This window comes from Paenibacillus silviterrae, from assembly GCF_030167925.1.
In the GTDB taxonomy this organism is placed as follows: domain Bacteria; phylum Bacillota; class Bacilli; order Paenibacillales; family NBRC-103111; genus Paenibacillus_G; species Paenibacillus_G silviterrae.
Map to the genome: position 1 here is coordinate 4,765,196 of NZ_JASKUT010000001.1, position 18,350 is coordinate 4,783,545.

Annotated in this window: 15 protein-coding genes and 2 pseudogenes; 13 read left to right on the forward strand and 4 right to left on the reverse strand. The window is 52.0% G+C overall.

From position 1 onward, the window contains the following. Nucleotides 1-70 precede the first annotated feature (70 nt). The 5 genes from QMO62_RS22220 (at nucleotide 71) to QMO62_RS22240 (ending at nucleotide 5,235) form a co-directional block, all read left to right on the forward strand. On the forward strand, nucleotides 71-838 hold the full coding sequence (locus QMO62_RS22220; RefSeq protein WP_284644359.1) for a YheC/YheD family protein: 768 nt from the start codon (nucleotides 71-73) through the stop codon (nucleotides 836-838). 263 nt (nucleotides 839-1,101) lie between these two features. Beyond that, nucleotides 1,102-2,175, forward strand: a complete 1,074-nt coding sequence (locus tag QMO62_RS22225; protein WP_284644361.1) for a LacI family DNA-binding transcriptional regulator — start codon at nucleotides 1,102-1,104, stop codon at nucleotides 2,173-2,175. Between the two features lie 15 nt (nucleotides 2,176-2,190). Then, complete coding sequence (locus QMO62_RS22230) at nucleotides 2,191-3,351, forward strand: Gfo/Idh/MocA family protein (RefSeq protein ID WP_284644363.1); 1,161 nt, start codon at nucleotides 2,191-2,193, stop codon at nucleotides 3,349-3,351. Between the two features lie 36 nt (nucleotides 3,352-3,387). Continuing rightward, nucleotides 3,388-4,116 (forward strand): ThuA domain-containing protein, encoded by a 729-nt coding sequence (locus tag QMO62_RS22235; RefSeq protein WP_284644365.1) that lies wholly within the window; start codon nucleotides 3,388-3,390, stop codon nucleotides 4,114-4,116. Between the two features lie 15 nt (nucleotides 4,117-4,131). After that, nucleotides 4,132-5,235, forward strand: a complete 1,104-nt coding sequence (locus tag QMO62_RS22240) for a Gfo/Idh/MocA family protein (RefSeq protein WP_284644367.1) — start codon at nucleotides 4,132-4,134, stop codon at nucleotides 5,233-5,235. A 71-nt stretch (nucleotides 5,236-5,306) separates the two neighbouring features. Here the strand turns inward: QMO62_RS22240 and sspI are convergent, their stop codons facing one another. Continuing rightward, the gene (gene sspI / locus QMO62_RS22245) at nucleotides 5,307-5,522 is read right to left on the reverse strand and encodes a small acid-soluble spore protein SspI (protein WP_284644369.1); all 216 of its coding nucleotides are present in this window, start codon (nucleotides 5,520-5,522) and stop codon (nucleotides 5,307-5,309) included. A 142-nt stretch (nucleotides 5,523-5,664) separates the two neighbouring features. Here sspI and QMO62_RS22250 point away from each other — a divergent pair, with 142 nt between their 5' ends. From QMO62_RS22250 to QMO62_RS22265, 4 genes are all read left to right on the forward strand, one after another. Beyond that, nucleotides 5,665-6,324: a potassium channel family protein gene (locus tag QMO62_RS22250; protein WP_284644371.1), complete on the forward strand. Its 660-nt coding sequence runs from the start codon at nucleotides 5,665-5,667 to the stop codon at nucleotides 6,322-6,324. A 31-nt stretch (nucleotides 6,325-6,355) separates the two neighbouring features. Then, complete coding sequence (locus QMO62_RS22255; RefSeq protein WP_284644372.1) at nucleotides 6,356-7,162, forward strand: TrmH family RNA methyltransferase; 807 nt, start codon at nucleotides 6,356-6,358, stop codon at nucleotides 7,160-7,162. A gap of 257 nt (nucleotides 7,163-7,419) precedes the next feature. Next, nucleotides 7,420-8,418 carry a DUF3231 family protein gene (locus tag QMO62_RS22260; protein WP_284644373.1) on the forward strand — a complete coding sequence of 333 codons (999 nt, stop codon included), beginning with the start codon at nucleotides 7,420-7,422 and terminating at the stop codon, nucleotides 8,416-8,418. A 174-nt stretch (nucleotides 8,419-8,592) separates the two neighbouring features. Beyond that, the gene (locus QMO62_RS22265) at nucleotides 8,593-8,760 is read left to right on the forward strand and encodes a hypothetical protein (RefSeq protein WP_284644375.1); all 168 of its coding nucleotides are present in this window, start codon (nucleotides 8,593-8,595) and stop codon (nucleotides 8,758-8,760) included. A gap of 207 nt (nucleotides 8,761-8,967) precedes the next feature. Here QMO62_RS22265 and QMO62_RS22270 read toward each other — a convergent pair. Continuing rightward, nucleotides 8,968-9,318, reverse strand: a pseudogene (locus QMO62_RS22270) (TetR-like C-terminal domain-containing protein); the annotation flags it as partial. 5 nt (nucleotides 9,319-9,323) lie between these two features. Here QMO62_RS22270 and QMO62_RS22275 point away from each other — a divergent pair. The 3 genes and pseudogenes from QMO62_RS22275 to QMO62_RS22285 all read left to right on the forward strand — a co-directional run. Then, nucleotides 9,324-9,998, forward strand: a pseudogene (locus tag QMO62_RS22275) (NAD(P)-dependent alcohol dehydrogenase); the annotation flags it as partial. Nucleotides 9,999-10,261: 263 nt separating this feature from the next. Next, nucleotides 10,262-11,698, forward strand: coding sequence for a cardiolipin synthase (gene cls / locus QMO62_RS22280; protein ID WP_284645001.1), 1,437 nt, complete (start codon nucleotides 10,262-10,264; stop codon nucleotides 11,696-11,698). Between the two features lie 140 nt (nucleotides 11,699-11,838). Next, entirely contained in the window at nucleotides 11,839-15,030 is a 3,192-nt protein-coding gene (locus QMO62_RS22285) for a bifunctional cytochrome P450/NADPH--P450 reductase (RefSeq protein ID WP_284644377.1), read from the forward strand. A 50-nt stretch (nucleotides 15,031-15,080) separates the two neighbouring features. On the opposite strand, the gene QMO62_RS22290 is transcribed toward QMO62_RS22285, so the two are convergent. Together QMO62_RS22290 and pdxR are read right to left on the reverse strand one after the other, a co-directional pair. After that, on the reverse strand, nucleotides 15,081-15,299 hold the full coding sequence (locus tag QMO62_RS22290; protein ID WP_284644379.1) for a hypothetical protein: 219 nt from the start codon (nucleotides 15,297-15,299) through the stop codon (nucleotides 15,081-15,083). 114 nt (nucleotides 15,300-15,413) lie between these two features. Continuing rightward, nucleotides 15,414-16,844, reverse strand: a complete 1,431-nt coding sequence (gene pdxR / locus QMO62_RS22295; protein WP_284645002.1) for a MocR-like pyridoxine biosynthesis transcription factor PdxR — start codon at nucleotides 16,842-16,844, stop codon at nucleotides 15,414-15,416. Between the two features lie 214 nt (nucleotides 16,845-17,058). Between pdxR and QMO62_RS22300 the strand changes: the two genes are divergently transcribed. Next, complete coding sequence (locus QMO62_RS22300; protein ID WP_284644381.1) at nucleotides 17,059-18,231, forward strand: benzoate/H(+) symporter BenE family transporter; 1,173 nt, start codon at nucleotides 17,059-17,061, stop codon at nucleotides 18,229-18,231. The last annotated feature ends 119 nt before the right edge of the window (nucleotides 18,232-18,350 follow it).

Genomic DNA, 18,350 nt, shown 5'->3' on the forward strand with positions numbered 1-18,350 from the left:
TTCACCTACCGCCCACATAAAATAACGGGAAACCGGTAATGTGGCTAAAGGCAGAAGGATGGTGGATGAGTTGAGAAAGCATAAGAGCAAGAGGCATGTGACCAGCAAGTGGATCAAGACCAAACTGCTGCTGGCCTCGCCGCGGACGCGGATCTTCGTGCCGGATACCCGGAGGATGACGCGTCGGAGCCTATTATCCATGCTGGAAAGCTATCAAATGGTATATATTAAGCCAAACAAAGGCACCTTCGGCATCGGTGTCATGCGCGTGGAACGTGAGGAGGCGGAGGAAGGCTTCCTATATCGTTTTCAAACCGGGACGGAGGTGCGCAGCTTCCGCAGCTATAACAAGATGTATTCTGTGATACGGCGACTGACAAGAAGAAGACAGTATTTGGTGCAAAAGGGGATTCATCTGCTGAAATATCGCGGCAGACGTTTCGATATTCGGGTCATGGTGCAGCAAAATCCGAGGCGTCAATGGGAGACGACGGGCATCGTCGGACGTCTGGCCGCCCCGAAGAAGGTCGTGACGAACATTCATAACGGGGGCAAGGTGACGGCGGTCGGACGGCTGCTGCGCGGGCATGTGTCCTTGGACGGACGAAGACTGCTTGCGGGCAGGCTGGGAGAGCTGGGACTGGTCGTAGCGAAGCGCCTGCACCGTAAGCACCCCGGGATTCGCGAGATCGGTCTGGATGTGGCGCTGGATAAGACGCTGCACCCGTGGATTCTTGAGGTCAACACTTGCCCTGACCCGTTTATCTTCAAAAAGCTGAAGGATAAAAGCATCTTTCGGCGCATTGTACGGTATGCAAAGGCGTATGGACGGCTGTAGAGCCGTTCTTTTTTTTGGAGCGAGTTTGGGGCGGTGCCGGGGATGCGGGTCGATAACGTCCCTGGGGGACGTTATTCGGCGGAGCGGCTGGCGGGAGGGAGCGAATAGCGGCACAGAGGGACGCTAATTGGCGGAGCAGCCGAAGACAGCAAGCATATATTTTCCAAGAAACGGATTGACAGACCATGTGCCTCATGAGATAATGAACGCGCGTACATTGGTGATGGTCATCATGAAATACCACATAGATTTAACCCGAGGAGGTGGAACCTATCGTTACCCGAAGAGAAGTAGCTGATGCCGCGGGAGTATCCGAGGCGACTGTGTCGCGCGTCTTTAACAATGTCGGTCCGATGAAGGAGGAGACGAAACAGCGCGTCCTCGAGGCAGCGAAGAGATTGAATTATCATCCGAACGCGATCGCTCAGAACTTCGCCCGGGGAAGAAGCGGAAATTTGGGCATTGTGCTTCCATACGTGCCGAAGGTACATATTTTCTCTACGTATTATTTTTCCGAGGTGTTAAGCGGTATTGGCGAGAAAGTGAAAGAGAAGGGCTACGATATGCTGCTGATGTTCCGTGCCCCGGGAGAGGAAAGCGATTACATCCAGCTCTTCCGTTCGCAGAAGGTCGACGCCTGCATCATTCTCGGCGCTACCGACACGCCCGGCGAAAGAGAGGAGCTCCGCAAGCTGGAGGAAGCGGGACATCCGTTCTGCCTGGTGAACCAGCACTTTGAAGGAGAACGGTTTCATGAGGTGGACGCCGATCATGTGAAGGGCAGCTACGACGCCGTTCGGCATTTGCTGGACCAAGGTCATCGGGAGATTGCTTTCATTAGCGGTCCGCCCGAGTTTTCCAACAGCCGGGATCGGAGAAAAGGCTATCTGAAGGCAATGCAGGAGGCCGGCCGGTTCTCAAACAACAGTCAAGGTGAACCGGATATTCCGGAACACTTATACTACGAAGGAAATTACAGCCGGACCAGCGGTTATAAAATAGCTTCAGAGATCTACAAACAGCTGGATCGGATCGATGCGGTGTTCGTTTCGAACGATCGCATGGCTGTGGGGCTCATGCAGGGCTTAAGGGAATTCGGTGTAGCCGGGGGCAAGGAGCTTGCGATCGTCGGCTACGACGATTCCGATACGGCACGCATAACGGATCCTCCGTTAACCTCGGTAGCCGTGCCTTTCTACGAGATGGGTCGCGCCGCTGCGGAAGAGGTGCTCTCGCGTGTCCATCCCAGCGGGGCGGAAGAGCAGGGCACCATCCAAATCAAGCTGGATACACGGCTGGTCGTGCGCGCGTCCTGCCGGTCTCATAACCAACCTTAAGGAGGAGAAGTAAGGATGAAGCAAGTACGCGTGGGAATGGTCGGTTACAAGTTTATGGGCAAGGCGCACAGCCATGCTTACCGGGATTTGCCGATGTTTTTTCCTAAGGTGACGAAGCCGGTCATGAAGGCGATCTGCGGCCGGGATGAGAAGGGCGTTGCCCAAGCGGCCGAGCAGTTCGGCTGGGAAAGCTATACGACGGATTGGCGGGAGCTGGTTCAGCGCGAGGACATCGATCTGATCGACATTAACGCCCCGAGCGATGCCCATAAGGAAATTGCCCTGGCTGCCGCCAAGGCCGGGAAGCATTTGTTCTGCGAGAAGCCGCTGGCACTCACTCTAGCCGATTCGCGGGAAATGCTGAAGGCTGCCGAGGAAGCCGGTGTGAAGCATATGGTCGGATTCAACTATCGTTTCGCTCCGGCTGTACTGCTTGCGAAGAAGCTGATCGAGGAAGGAAGATTGGGTCAAATCTATCACTTCCGCGCGTGGTTTCTCCAGGACTGGATCGTAGATCCGAGTTTTCCTCTTGTCTGGCGTCTTCAGAAGGAAGTGGCGGGCTCCGGCTCCCACGGTGATTTGGGCGCTCATTTGATCGACTTGGCGCACTTCCTGGTAGGCGATATGAATGAGGTGATCGGCATGAGCGAGACCTTCATCAAGGAGCGTCCGCTGCCGACCTCCATGACGGGACTCAGCGCCAAAGGAAGCGCCGATGCGCCGAAAGGGCCGGTAACCGTTGATGATGCTACGCTGTTCCTGACCCGGTTTGCGAACGGGGCGCTCGGCAGCTTTGAGGCGACGCGTTTTGCACCGGGCCACCGCTGCACGAATTCCTTCGAAATTAACGGCTCCAAGGGCAGCGTGAAGTTCGACTTCGAAAGAATGAACGAGCTCCAGGTGTACTTCACCGACGATGCCGAGGATGTTCAGGGCTTCCGGCGCGTGCTGGCAACGGATGCGCCCCATGCTTATGCAGATGCCTGGTGGCCGGCAGGACATACGATCGGGTATGAGCATACGTTCATTCACGAGGTGGTTGAGCTGATGCAGGCGATGGCGGAAGACCGCCAGCCGGTGCCTAATTTCGTCGACGGCGTGAAGTGCCAGCAGGTGCTGGAGGCGGTAGACCTTTCCATTGCCGAACGCCGCTGGGTTAAGGTCGAAGAATTGTAAGGCTATCACATTCCGAGAGAAGGAGCGAAATAAACCATGACTGCTAAGAAAGCTTTGATCGTATGGGGAGGATGGCTCGGCCACCAGCCGCAGGAGGTTGCGGAAATTTTCAGAAGCGTGCTGACGGAGGAAGGCTTCGAGGTCGAGGTATCCGACACGCTGGAGGCCTTCGCGGATCGGGAGAAGCTGAAGGGGCTCGATCTGATTGTTCCGGCATGGACTATGGGTGAAATCACCAAGCAGCTGGTTGCCAATGTATCGGAGGCGGTACAGAGCGGTGTTGGTATCGCAGGCTGCCACGGAGGCATGTGCGATTCGTTCCGCAATAATGTTGACTGGCAGTTCATGACCGGCGGTCAATGGGTGGCGCATCCCGGTAACGACGGCGTGGAGTATGTGGTGAACATCAAGCACAGCTCCAGTCCGCTTGTAGACGGAATGCAGGATTTTACGGTCAAAACCGAGCAGTACTACCTTCACGTCGACCCGGCGGTAGAGGTATTGGCTACGACACGGTTCCCCGTCGTTCCGGGACCGCACTCGCTCAACAAGAGCGTAGATATGCCGGTAGTATGGACGAAGCGATGGGGTGTAGGCCGCGTTTACTATAATTCGCTCGGTCATCAGGCGAATATCGTCGATATGCCAGAGGTCAAGGAAATGATGCGCCGCGGCTTCCTCTGGGCAGCCGAAGGAAAGCGATTGGCTCAAGAAGCAAATGTTGCCGCAGGGGCCCAATATACCGGTATGGGCGACAGCAACTAGGAGGAGACGCGAACCATGGAGAAGATCAGAGTTGGAATTGTCGGCTGCGGCAAAATAAGCGGCATCTACTTCAAAAACTGCAGCACGTACCCCGATATGGAGGTTGCCGCCTGTGCGGACTTGAGTCTGGAGCGCGCTCAGGCCGCAGCAGAGGAGCACGGCGTAGCGAAGGCATGCTCCGTAGAGGAGCTGCTCGCCGATCCGGAGATTGATATCGTGATCAACCTGACGATTCCGGCGGCGCACGCAGAGGTATGCTTGAAAGCGCTGGAAGCGGGCAAGCACGTGTATGTAGAAAAGCCGCTGGCCGTTACCCGTGAGGAAGGGCAGCAAATTTTGGCTAAGGCAGCTGAGAAGAAGCTGCTCGTTGGCAGTGCGCCGGATACGTTCCTGGGCGGCGGCATTCAAACCTCGATCAAGCTGATAGAGGACGGCTGGATCGGTACGCCGGTGGCGGCCACAGCGTTCATGATGGGCCGCGGCCATGAGCACTGGCATCCGGATCCGGAGTTTTATTACGCCAAGGGCGGCGGACCGATGTTTGACATGGGACCGTATTATTTAACGGCGCTGGTCGCCATGCTCGGGCCGATCCGGCAAGTGAGCGGGATGACGAAGGTGAGCTTCCCTGAGCGGACGATTACAAGCGAGAAGAAGTACGGTCAGACGATTCAGGTCGAAACGCCGACTCATGTGGCGGGTTTGCTTGATTTTCACAGCGGTGCGATCGGAACGATCATTACTTCCTTCGATGTGTTCGGCGGCGCGCAGCTTCCACGCATCGAGGTATACGGCAGCCTGGGTACGATCAGTGTGCCGGATCCGAATACGTTCGGCGGTCCGGTGCGGCTGAAGCGTCATGACGCAAAGGAATGGATGGAGATCCCTCTGTCACACGGTTATGCGGAGAACGGACGCGGTCTAGGCGTGCTCGATATGGCGTATGCGATTCGCGGCGGTCGTCTGAATCGGGCTAATGGAGAACTTGCTTATCATGTTCTGGAGGCCATGCATGGCTTCCACGATTCTTCCGACCAAGGCAAGCATTATCAAATGCAAAGCACCTGCGATCGTCCGAAGGCCATGCCATCCGGCTTAGTGAAGGGTATTTTGGATTAAATAAGAGAATAAAACAGCCACGCTTCGCGTAGAGACTACATACGCGCGGCGTGGCTTTTTATATGGATGGATTATACTTTGGCTGTACTGACATGGTCCTTCAGTGTGGAAATCAGCTGATTCTGAACATCTGCACCGCAGTTCTTCCATATAATTTCAAAAAGGACACCAAGACCGGGCAGTACTTGCTCCTGCGCGTCGATTGAGTCCTCGATGACGCCGCGCAGCTCTTCGTCGTTCTTTCCCTGCACTCGTTGAACAATGGCTTGCCTTAGGTTTAGGTTCATGAAAGATTCCTCCGATTTCGTCATTCTGTACCGTTCTACTTTGTAATATGCGCAACTTACGCAAGCTTCATGCTTGCCACATGATTGTCATTTTGGCGTGATGACCAGCACTTTGGTATAATGAAATCGGGAGGCGAAGCTTATGAAGAAGCAGTTTGCTGTGATCGGTATGGGACGATTCGGGCATAGCGTTGCCAAATCGCTCGCCGATATGGGATACGAAGTACTGGCGATTGACAGCTCGGACCAGCGGACGCAGGAGGCAGCCCATTTGGTAACGCATGTCGTGCAAGCGGATTCCACCGACGAAGATGCGATGCGTGCGCTCGGCATTCGGAATTTTGACGTGGTTGTTGTGGCGATCGGACAAGATATTCAAGCAAGCATATTAACCACCATTATACTGAAGGAAATCGGAGTGCCTACCGTCATCGTTAAGGCTCAGAATGAGCTGCACGGCAAGGTGCTGACAAAAGTCGGTGCGGACAAGGTCGTTTACCCTGAACGGGATATGGGCCAGCGTGTGGCGCATCACCTCATTTCCCCCAATATCATTGATTATATTGAGCTTTCCGACGATCACAGCATCGTGGAGATTCAAGCGTCGGAAGGATTGTACGGCAAGAGCTTGCGCGATCTGCACATTCGTGCCCGGTTCGGGTGTAACGTCATGGCGATCAAATCAAGCGGCAAGATGAATATTGCGCCTCATGCGGATGATCTGATTAAGCAAGGCGACGTTTTGGTAGTTGTCGGGAAAAATACGGATCTGCAGCGTTTCGAAAAAGCATTTACGGAGTAGACGAATGAATTCGATAAAGGTACCTTATACTATGGAAATCAGCTCCCTGCAGAATCCGCGGGTGAAGCAATGGACGGGCTTGTTAGATAAAAAGGGCCGCGATAAGGAAGGACATTTTCTTATTGAAGGCCTTCATCTTGTACAGGAAGCGCTTCGGTCGGACATTCAGCCGTACACCGTCGTGTATTCAGCCGAACGGGAGCGGCCTTCGGAAGAGCTGAGAGCATTGCTGATGCTGGCTGCCGAGCAGCGCATCGAGTGTGTCGGCGTCAGTGAAGCAGTGCTTGCCAAGTGCACGGACACCCAAACTCCGCAGCCGGTATTTGCCGTCATGCCGAAGCTGCCATGGAAGCCGGAGCACGTGCTGAAGGCTTCTGCCAGCGGCGGGCTGGTTGTAGTGATCGACGGCGTACAGGACCCGGGCAATCTGGGCACGATCATTCGCAGTGCCGATGCGGTGGGCGCTTCTGGAGTGCTGCTTGGAAAGGGTACAGTGGACCTGTACAATCCGAAGACCGTGCGCTCGACGATGGGATCCTTGTTTCACCTTCCGATTGCCCAGGGAGTGTTGACGGAATGGCTGCCCCAGGCGGCGGATACGGGCGTAGGCATCGTAACAACCAGCCTGCAAGGTGCTGTGAGCTGTTATGATTATGACTTCCGCGGTCCCACTTGGATTGTAATCGGTAACGAAGGGCAGGGCGTATCTGAGGAAGTGCGCGCGCTGACCGGGCAGCATGTGCTTATACCGATGCAAGGCCGGGCGGAGTCGTTGAATGCGGCTATGGCGGCTACGGTGATTTTGTTCGAGGCCATGCGGCAGCGGCAATCACGGTAGGATTGGAACGTTAATTTGCTAAAAGAAAATAGCCCGGTGAATCAAAAAACCTTGATTCATCGGGCTATTTTTTAACGCGCATTCAGTAACAGGTAGGGTATATTTTCAGTTTCCTTAAGAAGGATAGTCATACAAACACGGTCTTGAAAGTGCCGTTAAGCTAACTGCAGATTTCCCCATGCACAATTTCTAAATTTCGTTTTTTATTTAAAAAAATGGGTAAATTAACTTAAGTCAATGATGCAGATGGAGGGTTCATGGTGAAAATACAATTAAATGCTTCTGAAATTGCAAATCTCTGGACAACGTATATGAATAATTCAGTGTATATTTTTTCAATACCTTATTACATGAAAAAATGTGAGGATGGAGAAATTCGCTCCATTATACAATTAACATTAGAAATTTCTCAGGAGATTATTTATATTACAGAGAAAATCTTGAAACAAGAAAACTTTCCATTGCCGTTTGGATTTACTGAAGAAGATGTAGATTTAAAAGCCCCTCGGTTATATTCCGACCGATTTGCTCTTATTCAATATAATGCCTTAGCTCAGAATGGATTAGAGTTTTACGCTCTTTCGTTAGTGAATTCAACTCGATTGGATGTCCGCGACTTTTTTACTCATTGTATTTCTTTAACTACAAAACTTTATAATCAAAGTAAAGATTTATTGGTAAAAAAAGGATTAGAAAATTCCGCACCAACTATTCCTTTACCCGAAAAAGCAGATTATGTACATCAACAAGGATTTTTAACAGGCTGGTTTGGCGATAGAAGACCTTTAAGTGCGATTGAAATTAATCAATTAGTTTTTAATATAAGAGGGGTAGCTTTCGGAGGAGCAAAGCTCATGTCGTACAGTCAAATAGCAAAATCAAAAGACATCCGTGAATTTTTTGTTAGAGGAAAGGAAATTTGTGATAAACACATTGACGTATTTACATCCTTGCTAAGAGAAGATGATTTGCCTTCCCCAACCACTTACGAAGATGAAGTAACGAATTCAACCATACCCCCATTCAGCGATAAAATGATGATGTTTTTCATTATGGTACTAGGTTCTGTGCTCATAAGCAAGTACGGCTCTGCAATAGGTTTATGTAGCAGACGAGATGTCGGGCTACATTTTACACGTTTATTGGCAGAAACAGCCCATTTTTTGGAAGATGCTACTAACATTATGATAAAAAACGGGTGGATGGAGCAGCCTCCTCAAGCTACAAGTCGAAAAACGTTAGCAGAAAACAGATAGGAAATTCGTCACATCTATCCAAGGGGCGGGGGTAAAGCATGCGTTCACTGAAGGAAGCTACGTTTTTTAAATGGGGTATTAACCTCTAACGAAGAACACGAGATGAATCCATAGTCCAAAAACCTCTTACTAGAAGCAAACTAGAACTAATTGCTCTCATAGGAGGTTTTATTTATGGTTTTAAGCGAAATTTGTCGTCTTTATGAAGCGGACAAGCCTATTCCACCCGGCTACCTCGTCGATCCTAACTATAGAAGGATCAACCAGAAAGAACTGGTTGATTACGATTGGGTGGTCTTCATGCCAAGTGCCGTCCTTGACTATCACTTCGTGTACGTCTGATATGCGCGAGTTGGTTACTGCATTTCATTCCATCCGTCAGGGAGCTGCCTTGGACTATAACGTCGCACATTAGGTTATCAAACAGATCTAAATGATGACTATGCTGCTGAAACAACCAATGGCCCAAATGAACCCCATGCGAAATCCGTAAATATGGACCAAAGCATCCTGACAAGTAAGCAAAACGCTCTGGTTCGATTCACAGGATTATAAAGTTCTCTCTAACAAACTTCCAACTTGTTTGGCCATTACTTGAGGCGGATAGGGCATTCCATTCCTGATCCACCACTCAATTACCCCTACATAAGCAGTCCCGGCATATTGCAGCGTAACATCTTCGCTTAAATCAGCATTTCTTTGGCCTTCATTGTCAATTTCACCTTTGAATCCTTCCATAATATAATCAAGAAGCCGAGTTCTAAACGATGGCGCTCCTCTACTCGCTAACATGGTCGAAAAAAATAAATAATTTTTCTCAAAGTATTCAAAAAAAGGCAAAAGAGCATTGCTCCAATTCAGCTTGCATGCCCAATCGCCCATCTCCTCTAATTCTTTAATGATATACGCAGGGTGGCTATTCCACCCACATTGTAGTAACCGAAGACTTCGTGGTAAGGATTCCTGACGGTATTGAGCTTGACGCCGCCGCTCCATTGCTGTGTGCCGGCATCACGACGTATTCCCCACTACGTCATTGGGGAGCTGCACCGGGCAAGAGGGTGGCTGTTGTTGGATTTGGCGGGCTTGGACATATGGCTGTGAAGATCGCCCATGCCATGGGGGCGGAGGTTACTGTTTTATCACAAACAATGAAGAAGAAAGAAGACGGCTTGCGGCTGGGCGCGGACCATTATTATGCCACGAGCGATCCGGAGACGTTTAAAAAACTTGCCGGTTCGTTTGACCTTATCGTGAATACCGTAAGCGCCAAGATCGATATTAGTGCCTACCTTTCACTGCTGGCGCTGGACGGTACGTTAGTCAATGTCGGTGCGCCGGCGGAGCCGCTGTCACTTAACGTATTTTCTCTTATCGGCCATCGCCGGTCTTTTGCCGGGTCGATGATCGGTGGAATTCGCGAAACGCAGGAAATGCTTGACTTTTGCGCCGAGCACCACATTACTCCGGAGATCGAGGTTATTTCCGCCAACCGGATTGATGAAGCTTGGGAGCGCGTACTGGCTTCCGATGTCCGGTATCGATTTGTAATCGACATCAGTACGATGGGGAATGAATAACATTTATCTTAGTACAAAATTAGGGCGCACCTACACCGGTGTGCCTCTTTATTTGGCGGAGGAGGAGTTGGACCGGAAGGACCGAACGGGGAATTTTTCAGAGATGGAAATCGAATCGGGTGGTAACAATAGTATGAATGGCAGGACATGCCTGTTCCATGATACAATTCAGCTCAGGCTGAGGCAGCGCGAATCACGGGCTCAGCCGTGCGATTCCTGAAAGTGAACAATCGAAGGGGCTGTGTTCCGTGGAAATCACTGTGATGTCCGTCATTATATCGATGATTATGGTGAGCAACATTGTCTTGGCGGGAGTCGTCGTGTTCATGGAGAGAAGAGATGTCGGCTCCACTTGGGCATGGCTGATGGTTTTATTTTTTATCCCGCTGCTTGGCTTTATATTTTACATATTTATCGGAAGGCAGCTGAAGCATAAGCATTTTTACGATTTGACCAGAGAAGAGAAAATATATTTCGAAACGAAGGTTGCTGAAGAGCTGGCCGCCATTGACGAGCTGAAATACGATAAGCAAAGCTTGATCGGCCAATATTCCGATGTAATCAAAATGAATTTGAGATCCTCGAGCGCATTGCTGACGACGGACAATGAGATTCAAGTTTTTCACGATGGAAAAGACAAATTTGAATCCTTGTTTCGCGATATAAGGCAGGCGAAAAAGGAGATTCATGTGCAATATTACATCATTCAGCCCGATTCCCTCGGCAGGCAGCTGCGGGATGAATTGATACAAAAGGCGAAAGAGGGCGTCAAAGTTCGGCTGCTGTATGATGAGGTCGGCTCCAAACGACTTCCGCGCTCCTTTTTCCAAGAGCTCACTTCGCATGGGGGGCAAGTGGAGATATTTTTTCCCTCCTTCCTGAGGCTGTTTAACTTTCGGATCAATAACCGAAACCATCGCAAATTGTGTGTGATTGACGGAGAGATCGGGTACATCGGGGGCTTTAATGTCGGAGAAGAGTATTTGGGATTGGACCAAAGCATGGGCTATTGGCGGGATACCCACTTTCGCGTGCAGGGAGAGGCCGTGAATCATATTCAAGGGCGCTTTATGTTGGATTGGCGGTTGGCTTCGAAGGCCTCCGGGGAAGAAACGCGGCTGTTCGCGAATCGTACGGAGCGCTGTCACGGTTATTCTCCGGTACAAATTATCGCAAGCGGCCCCAACTCGCAAACGGAGCATCTCAAGAATCTGTATATCAAGCTGATCGCGACGGCCAAGCGCAGCGTACATATCCAGACTCCCTATTTCATACCGGATTCAAGCTTTATGGACGCATGCAAAATTGCGTTGTTATCGGGTGTCGATGTTCAAATTATGATCCCTAATAAGCCCGATCAGCTGTTCGTCTACTGGGCTACCTGGTCGAATGTCGGCGAATTGCTGCCTTACGGGGCCAAAATCTTTTTGTACGAGAAGGGCTTCCTGCACGCCAAGACCATCATTGTCGACCAAACCGTTGCTTCCGTGGGGACAACCAATGTCGATAATCGCAGCTTCAAATTAAACTTCGAAATCAACGCCATCGTTTATGACACGAACGTTGCCAAGCGGCTTTATGATCTGTTCGTCCAAGATATGCAAGTATGCTCGGAGCTCACAACGGAACGGTATGAGGCTCGCGGCCGCAAGATCAAGCTGAGAGAAGCCGTCTCCCGTCTGTTGTCGCCATTATTGTAGCGCCATCGCAAAAGCTCCAGGGCAGGCATCCTTTTACCATGGAATTCACTGTTGCTTGTATTCTTCCTGGGTGGAAAGTAAATCCTATAGAGGATTTATACAGCAATTGCTGATTTACATGCGGAAGAGGAGCCAGCTTAATGGAAAATGTTACGTCGATCCCCCAGCCCAAAACGTACGGTGTACTCGGAAATTTGCCGTTAATTGATAAGGACTCGCCCACGTTATCCTTCTGTAAGCTTGCGGATGAGTACGGTCCGATTTTTCGATTCGAGGTTTTTGGAAGATCGGTCATTATTATTTCCGGTCCTGATTTGGTGGCCGATGCGTGCGATGAATCCCGGTTTGACAAAGGGATCGGTCACCTCCTAAAGGTACGCGACTTTGCGGGGGACGGATTGTTTACCAGTCTGACCACAGAGCCCAATTGGAAAAAAGCGCATCAGATTTTGATGCCGGCCTTCAGTCAGCAGGCTATGAAAGGGTATCATGGCATGATGGTTGATATCGCTGTGCAGCTCGTACAAAAATGGGCCCGGTTGAACGCGGACGAAAGCATCGATGTGCCCGAGGATATGACACGCCTTACGCTGGATACGATCGGGCTTTGCGGATTTAACTATCGGTTCAACAGCTATTACCGGGAAACGCCGAATCCTTTTATCGTCAGCATGGTTCGGGCTTTGGACGAAGCGATGCATTATAATAACCGGCTGCCGATTCAAAATAAGCTGATGGTGAAGACGAAGCGACAATACGAGAACGATATTCAATCCATGTTCGCGCTGGTAGATAAAATTATCTCCGACCGCAAAGCAAGCGGAGATCAAGGGGAAACGGACCTGCTCTCCCGGATGCTGAGTGCGAAGGACCCCGAAACCGGAGAGCGGCTGGATGACGAGAATATTCGTTATCAAATGATCACCTTCTTGATCGCCGGGCATGAAACGACGAGCGGTCTGTTGTCCTTCACGACGTACTTCTTGCTCAAGCACCCTGAAGTATTGAAAAAGGCTTATGCCGAAGTGGATGAAGTGCTGGGCGACGGGCTGCCTACGTACGAGCAAGTGTTACAGCTTAAGTATATTCGCATGATTCTGAATGAATCGTTACGCCTATGGCCGACGGCCCCTCAATTTAATCTGGTTGCCCAGGAAGACACGGTGATTGGGGGAAAGTACCCGGTCGCCAAGGGAGAAGCCGTCTCCGTGCTTCTGCCCCAGCTTCATCGGGATAAGGGAGCATGGGGGGAGGATGCAGAGCAATTCCGTCCGGAGAGGTTCGAAGACCCGGCAGGCATACCGAACCATGCGTATAAGCCCTTCGGGAACGGACAGCGGGCATGTATCGGCATGCAGTTCGCGCTTCACGAAGCTACGCTTGTGCTCGGAATGATCCTCCAGCAATTTCAGTTGATTGACCATAGGAACTATCAGCTGAAGGTCAAACAAACGCTGACGCTGAAGCCGGATGACTTTAGCATTCGCGTGCAATTGCGGGACAAGAAGGCAGCACCGGCATATCCTGTCAAGCCGGAAGCGGAAGCGACGGCGGAGGCTCCATCGTCCAAGACCGAGCAGCCGTCTCAGAGAGCATCCCTCCTTGGAGTGGATAACCGGCCGCTGCTTGTTCTTTACGGCTCCAATATGGGAACAGCCGAGCGCATCGCCAAAGAGCTGGCGGATGTAGCACGTCTGCACGGGATCCGAAGCGAAGCGGCCGCATTGAATGAGCGGCTCGGACATTTGCCTAAAGAAGGGGCTTTGCTGATCATTACCTCATCCTATAACGGGAAGCCGCCGAGCAACGCGCGCCAGTTCGTGCAATGGCTGGAGCAGGCCGAGCCGAAGGATCTCCAAGGCGTTCACTATTCGGTATTCGGCTGCGGGGACCGCAATTGGGCCGCAACGTATCAAGAGGTCCCCCGATACATCGACGAGAAGCTGGCTGAGCTGGGAGCGACCCGGTTCTCCCTTCGCGGCGAGGCCGATGCGAGCGGAGACTTCGAAAAGCAGTTTGAAGCCTGGAAAGCGCAAATGTGGGCCGATGCGATGAAGACGTTTGATCTTAAGCTCAACGAAAATGCGGAAAAGGAACGGAGCACGCTGAACCTTCAGTTTGTCAGCGGCATGGCCGAGACGCCGCTCGCTCAATCCTATGAAGCCGTTCACGCGGCGGTATTGGACAACCAGGAGCTTCAGCAGCCCGGCAGCGAACGGAGTACGCGGCATCTGGAGGTCCAATTGCCGAAAGGCGTAATGTACCAGGAAGGTGACCATCTTGGAGTCTTTCCAAGCAATCGCCAGGAGAACGTCGATCGTATCCTACGGCGCTTCGGCTTGGACGGAAAGGATCAAGTGATCCTGACGGCAAGCGGAGTAAGCGCATCTCATCTGCCTCTAGACCGCCCCGTCTCGCTTCGTGATCTGCTGAGCCATAGCATAGAGCTCCAAGAGCCAGCAACACGCGCCCAAATCCGCGAGGCGGCCGCTTTCACGGTGTGTCCTCCGCATAAGCGGGAATTGGAAGCTTTGTTAGGCGAGGGGGTATACGAGGAACAGATCCTGAAGAAACGGGTGACGATGCTGGACCTGGTGGAGAAATACGAAGCGTGCGAGATGCCGTTCGAGAAGTTTCTGGAAATGCTGCCTCCGCTCAAGCCAAGATACTATTCGATTTCCAGCTCTCCTCGGATCGACGCACCGCGTGCCAGCGTCACGGTTGGCGTGGTCCGCGGTCAGGCTTGGAGCGGACAAGGGGAATACCACGGAGTAGCCTCCAATTACTTGGCCGAGCGTAAGGCCGGAGACGATCTCGTTGTCTTCGTCCGTACGCCGGAATCCGGCTTCCAGCTCCCGGAAGACCCGCAGACCCCAATCATTATGGTAGGACCGGGGACGGGGGTAGCGCCTTTCCGGGGCTTCCTGCAGGCTCGCGCCGTCATGAAGCGGGAAGGAGCCTCCTTGGGCGAAGCTCATCTGTATTTTGGATGCAGGAACGATGCGGATTATTTGTACCGTGACGAGCTCGAGCAATATGAAAAAGACGGCATCGTTACGCTTCATACGGCCTTTTCCCGAAAGGAAGGCGAGTCGAAAACGTACGTGCAGCATCTGATGGCGAAACATGCTGAGGCGATTATCCGCATGCTTGACGGCGGCGGGCGGCTTTACGTTTGCGGAGACGGAAGTACGATGGCTCCGTCGGTAGAGGAGGAGCTGCTGAAGGCTTATCAGCTTGTCCATGGAGCGGATAGGCAAGCAGCGGAGCAATGGCTGGAGCGGCTTCAGTCGAACGGAACGTATGCGAAGGACGTCTGGTCCGGTCAATAAGGAAAGGCAGTCATCTCCTTGCGATGCAGGGGATGATTGCCTTTTGCTTTTCATGTATTGATTTTGACGATATAAACGACCAACGCAACATAGCTCAGAACAATAATGATCAGGTAGATCCAAGAGAGTCTGGACCAGTTGCTTTTGGTTTTCATATCGTATGTGGGATTGCCCTCTTTGTTCTTTTTGGAAAAGCCTACATAAAAGGTGCCTAACACGGCAATCAGCATCACAGTTGCAAATAAAATGTAGTAAACAAACAAAGGCATCTCTTTGTCGCCCCCTTACCCGCTGAACTTCAATCACATCTTTACTATATCAAACGTTGGCCTGTCTATGGCCATCCACTTTGGCTGTTTTTGACCCATCCAATTCGCTTAAACTTAAATCGAATGCAGAGCCTCGGCGAATTTCCGAATGCCGGGAACGATTTCCTCTTCGAAGGGACGTGCGAAGCTGAATCGGACATGTCCCGGCTCCGAGCCATACACCGTCCCGGGCATAAAGACGACCCCTCTTTTTATCGATTCTTCCAGCAGCTTGTAATCATCAATGTCCCTCAGGATTTGACACCACAGGTTGAGACCGCCCCGGACGGGATGATAGCGAATAAGACCGGACAGCTCCTGCTGCAGAGCGTCAAGCATCACGGACTGCTTCCGCGATAGAGCGCTGCGCAAGCTTCTGATATGCTCATTAAAATGACCTGCGCGGAGAAACTCATTGGCGAGCCATTGCGGAACCACACTTAATCCGAAGTCGATTTGCTGTTTGGAATCGGCAAGCCGTTTCACCACCGACTGGGGAGCAACCAGCCATCCGATGCGAAGGCCGGAGGCCGCAACCTTGGACAAGGAGCCGACATACAGCACCGATCCGTGAATGTCCACCGACTTGAGCGCAGGGGGCGGCTCGTGATCGAAGGACGTCAGGCTGAACGGATCGTCCTCTACAATCGGGATGCCCAGCTCCGCGGCGATTTGCAGCAGTGCTTGTCTCTTGGATGGGTGCAGAATGCTGCCCGTCGGATTCTGATAATTCGGATTCAGGAAAAGCATACGAATCCGGTGCTGACGGAACAAGCTTCGGATGTCTTCCGGTTCTATACCGTCCTCCGTTACGGGAAGCCGGAATAATCGCAGACCGGCCGACTGGAACATAGGCAAGGAATAACAGTAGGAAGGATCCTCGACGGCTACCGCATCCCCCGGAGACAGCAAGCACTGCGTAATCAGGTAAAGCGATTGCTGGGAGCCCGACGTAATGAGAATCGAAGATTCGGTGGTACGTATATGCAGATGCTTTTCCAAAAAGGAAACCAGGGTTTCGCGCAGAGGCATATACCCATAAGGATCGTCATAGCCGAGATGGGCCTGAAACGGCACAGTCTTCAGCAGCTCGCGGATCGTTTCATTCGGAAATAAATCGGACGACAGCTCGCCGCTGGCAAGGTTAATGATGGATTTGCGTTCGTACAATACCTCGCGGACCCTGCGGATAAAGGGGAGGTTCGGCGCAAAGGTTCCCCCCTCGACAAATTGGCGCCAATTCGGTGCCAGACTCGGTGCGGCGCCCCACGTCATCTTGCTGACCATTGTGCCGCTGCCGGTGATGCTTTCCACGATGCCCTTGGCCCGCAGCTCCTCGTAAGCCCGCACCACGGTGCTTCGGTTTACTCCGAGCTGCTCCGCAAGCTTTCTTTCGGAGGGGAGGAAGCTGCCGGGCGGATATTCGCCGTAGATGATGCTTCTTTCAATGTCGTCCGATATTTGCTGATACAGGGGCTTGGGACTGGTCCGATCGGGATTTCGCATGTTTATCACCATCGTTTGTCTGTTTTGACATGATATCTATGATTATCATAGCGGAAAGTAAAAGCTTTTCTTATCATACCAGAAGTGGACGGGAAAACCGAAAGCGAAGTGGACGTTTACACCTGAGGAAGGTTAGCCTACAATTCAATTCATAGGTAAGGACCCAAGTAAGTCGGGATGATGAAGTTTGCTCGAAGGAAAGAGGATGTAAGCCATGAAGACAGAGAATGTTGTAACCGGAATGATGTCCGCCTTATTAGCCTGTACGGGCGGGGCCATCCTAATCGTTCAAAGCTCGCATCATTTGGGGCTTGACCGGACGGAGCTGGTCTCTTGGATGTTCGCAGTGTATGTGATAGGGGGCCTGCTGAATTTCCTGCTGAGCCTGCGGTACCGAATCCCGTTCGGCGGCGCTCATTCCATTACGGTAGCGGCCTTCTTGAGTACGGCTGCCGTTCAGTTCCCGTGGCCGGAGCTCGCAGGAAGCTTCATCATGGCAGGGGTGCTTCTGGCCTTGCTTGGCGTAACGGGACTGTTCGGCAAAGTGCTGGAATATATCCCTAAGCCGCTTATGGATGCGATGCTGGCGGGCCTCATCCTGAGTTATGCGGTAGCGCTTATTCCGTCGATGAAGGAGGCGCCGATCGTAGGGGGGATGGCTGTTCTTGGTTTTTTCCTGGCGCCCAGAGTGTCCAGAGCGATTCCGCCTATCTTCGGAGTGGTTGTATTCGCTGTGCTGGGGCTTGTGGTAAGTAACGAGCTGCCTCAGCTGCCCCCCGCGGAGTTTGTGATGCCGCAGCCTGTTATGCCCAGCTTCACGGTGAGAGGCTTCTTATCGGTCACGATTCCTTGTGCCGTGCTTGTCCTAAGTAATGATGTGGCCGTTGCCCTAACGGCGCTGAAGAAGAACGGATTCGATGCTCCCGTGAATCGGACGCTTCTCATCACTGGGCTGACGTCGGCGTTCGCCGGCTTCTTTGGAGGACACGCCACCAATATCGGGGGGATGATGAGCGCTTTGTGCAGCAGTGAGGAGGCTGGCCCTAAGGAGAAGCGGTATAAGGCGGCGATGGTATCCGGACTGCTGGTGGCATTGTTCGGGTTATTCGCTTGGAAGCTCGGCGTCGTCATTCAGGCGCTTCCGATGTCGTTTATTCGCATCATCACAGGCTTCTCGCTCGTAGGCGTGCTGCTGGGGAGCTTGCAGAGCTCCTTCTCGGACGCGTCTTATCGGTATTCCGTCTTGTTCTCTTTTATCGTCGCGATATCCAACGTTTCCTTCCTTGGCGTCTCGGCAGCGGTATGGTCTTTAGTCGCAGGTGCGGCCGCGGCCAAGCTGCTGGGTGAGGGAAAAGCAAAAGAAAAGGAACGAGTTCCTACGCAGTAAGAGTAGTTATCTTGGGGAGCCGACAGGTCGTCTTTGAAGTCCTGTGCGGCCCCTAACATACCCACGAAATCTTCGGTAATAAGTGTGTGGTGTTTTTTACCATTTGGGTGTTGAGGGTT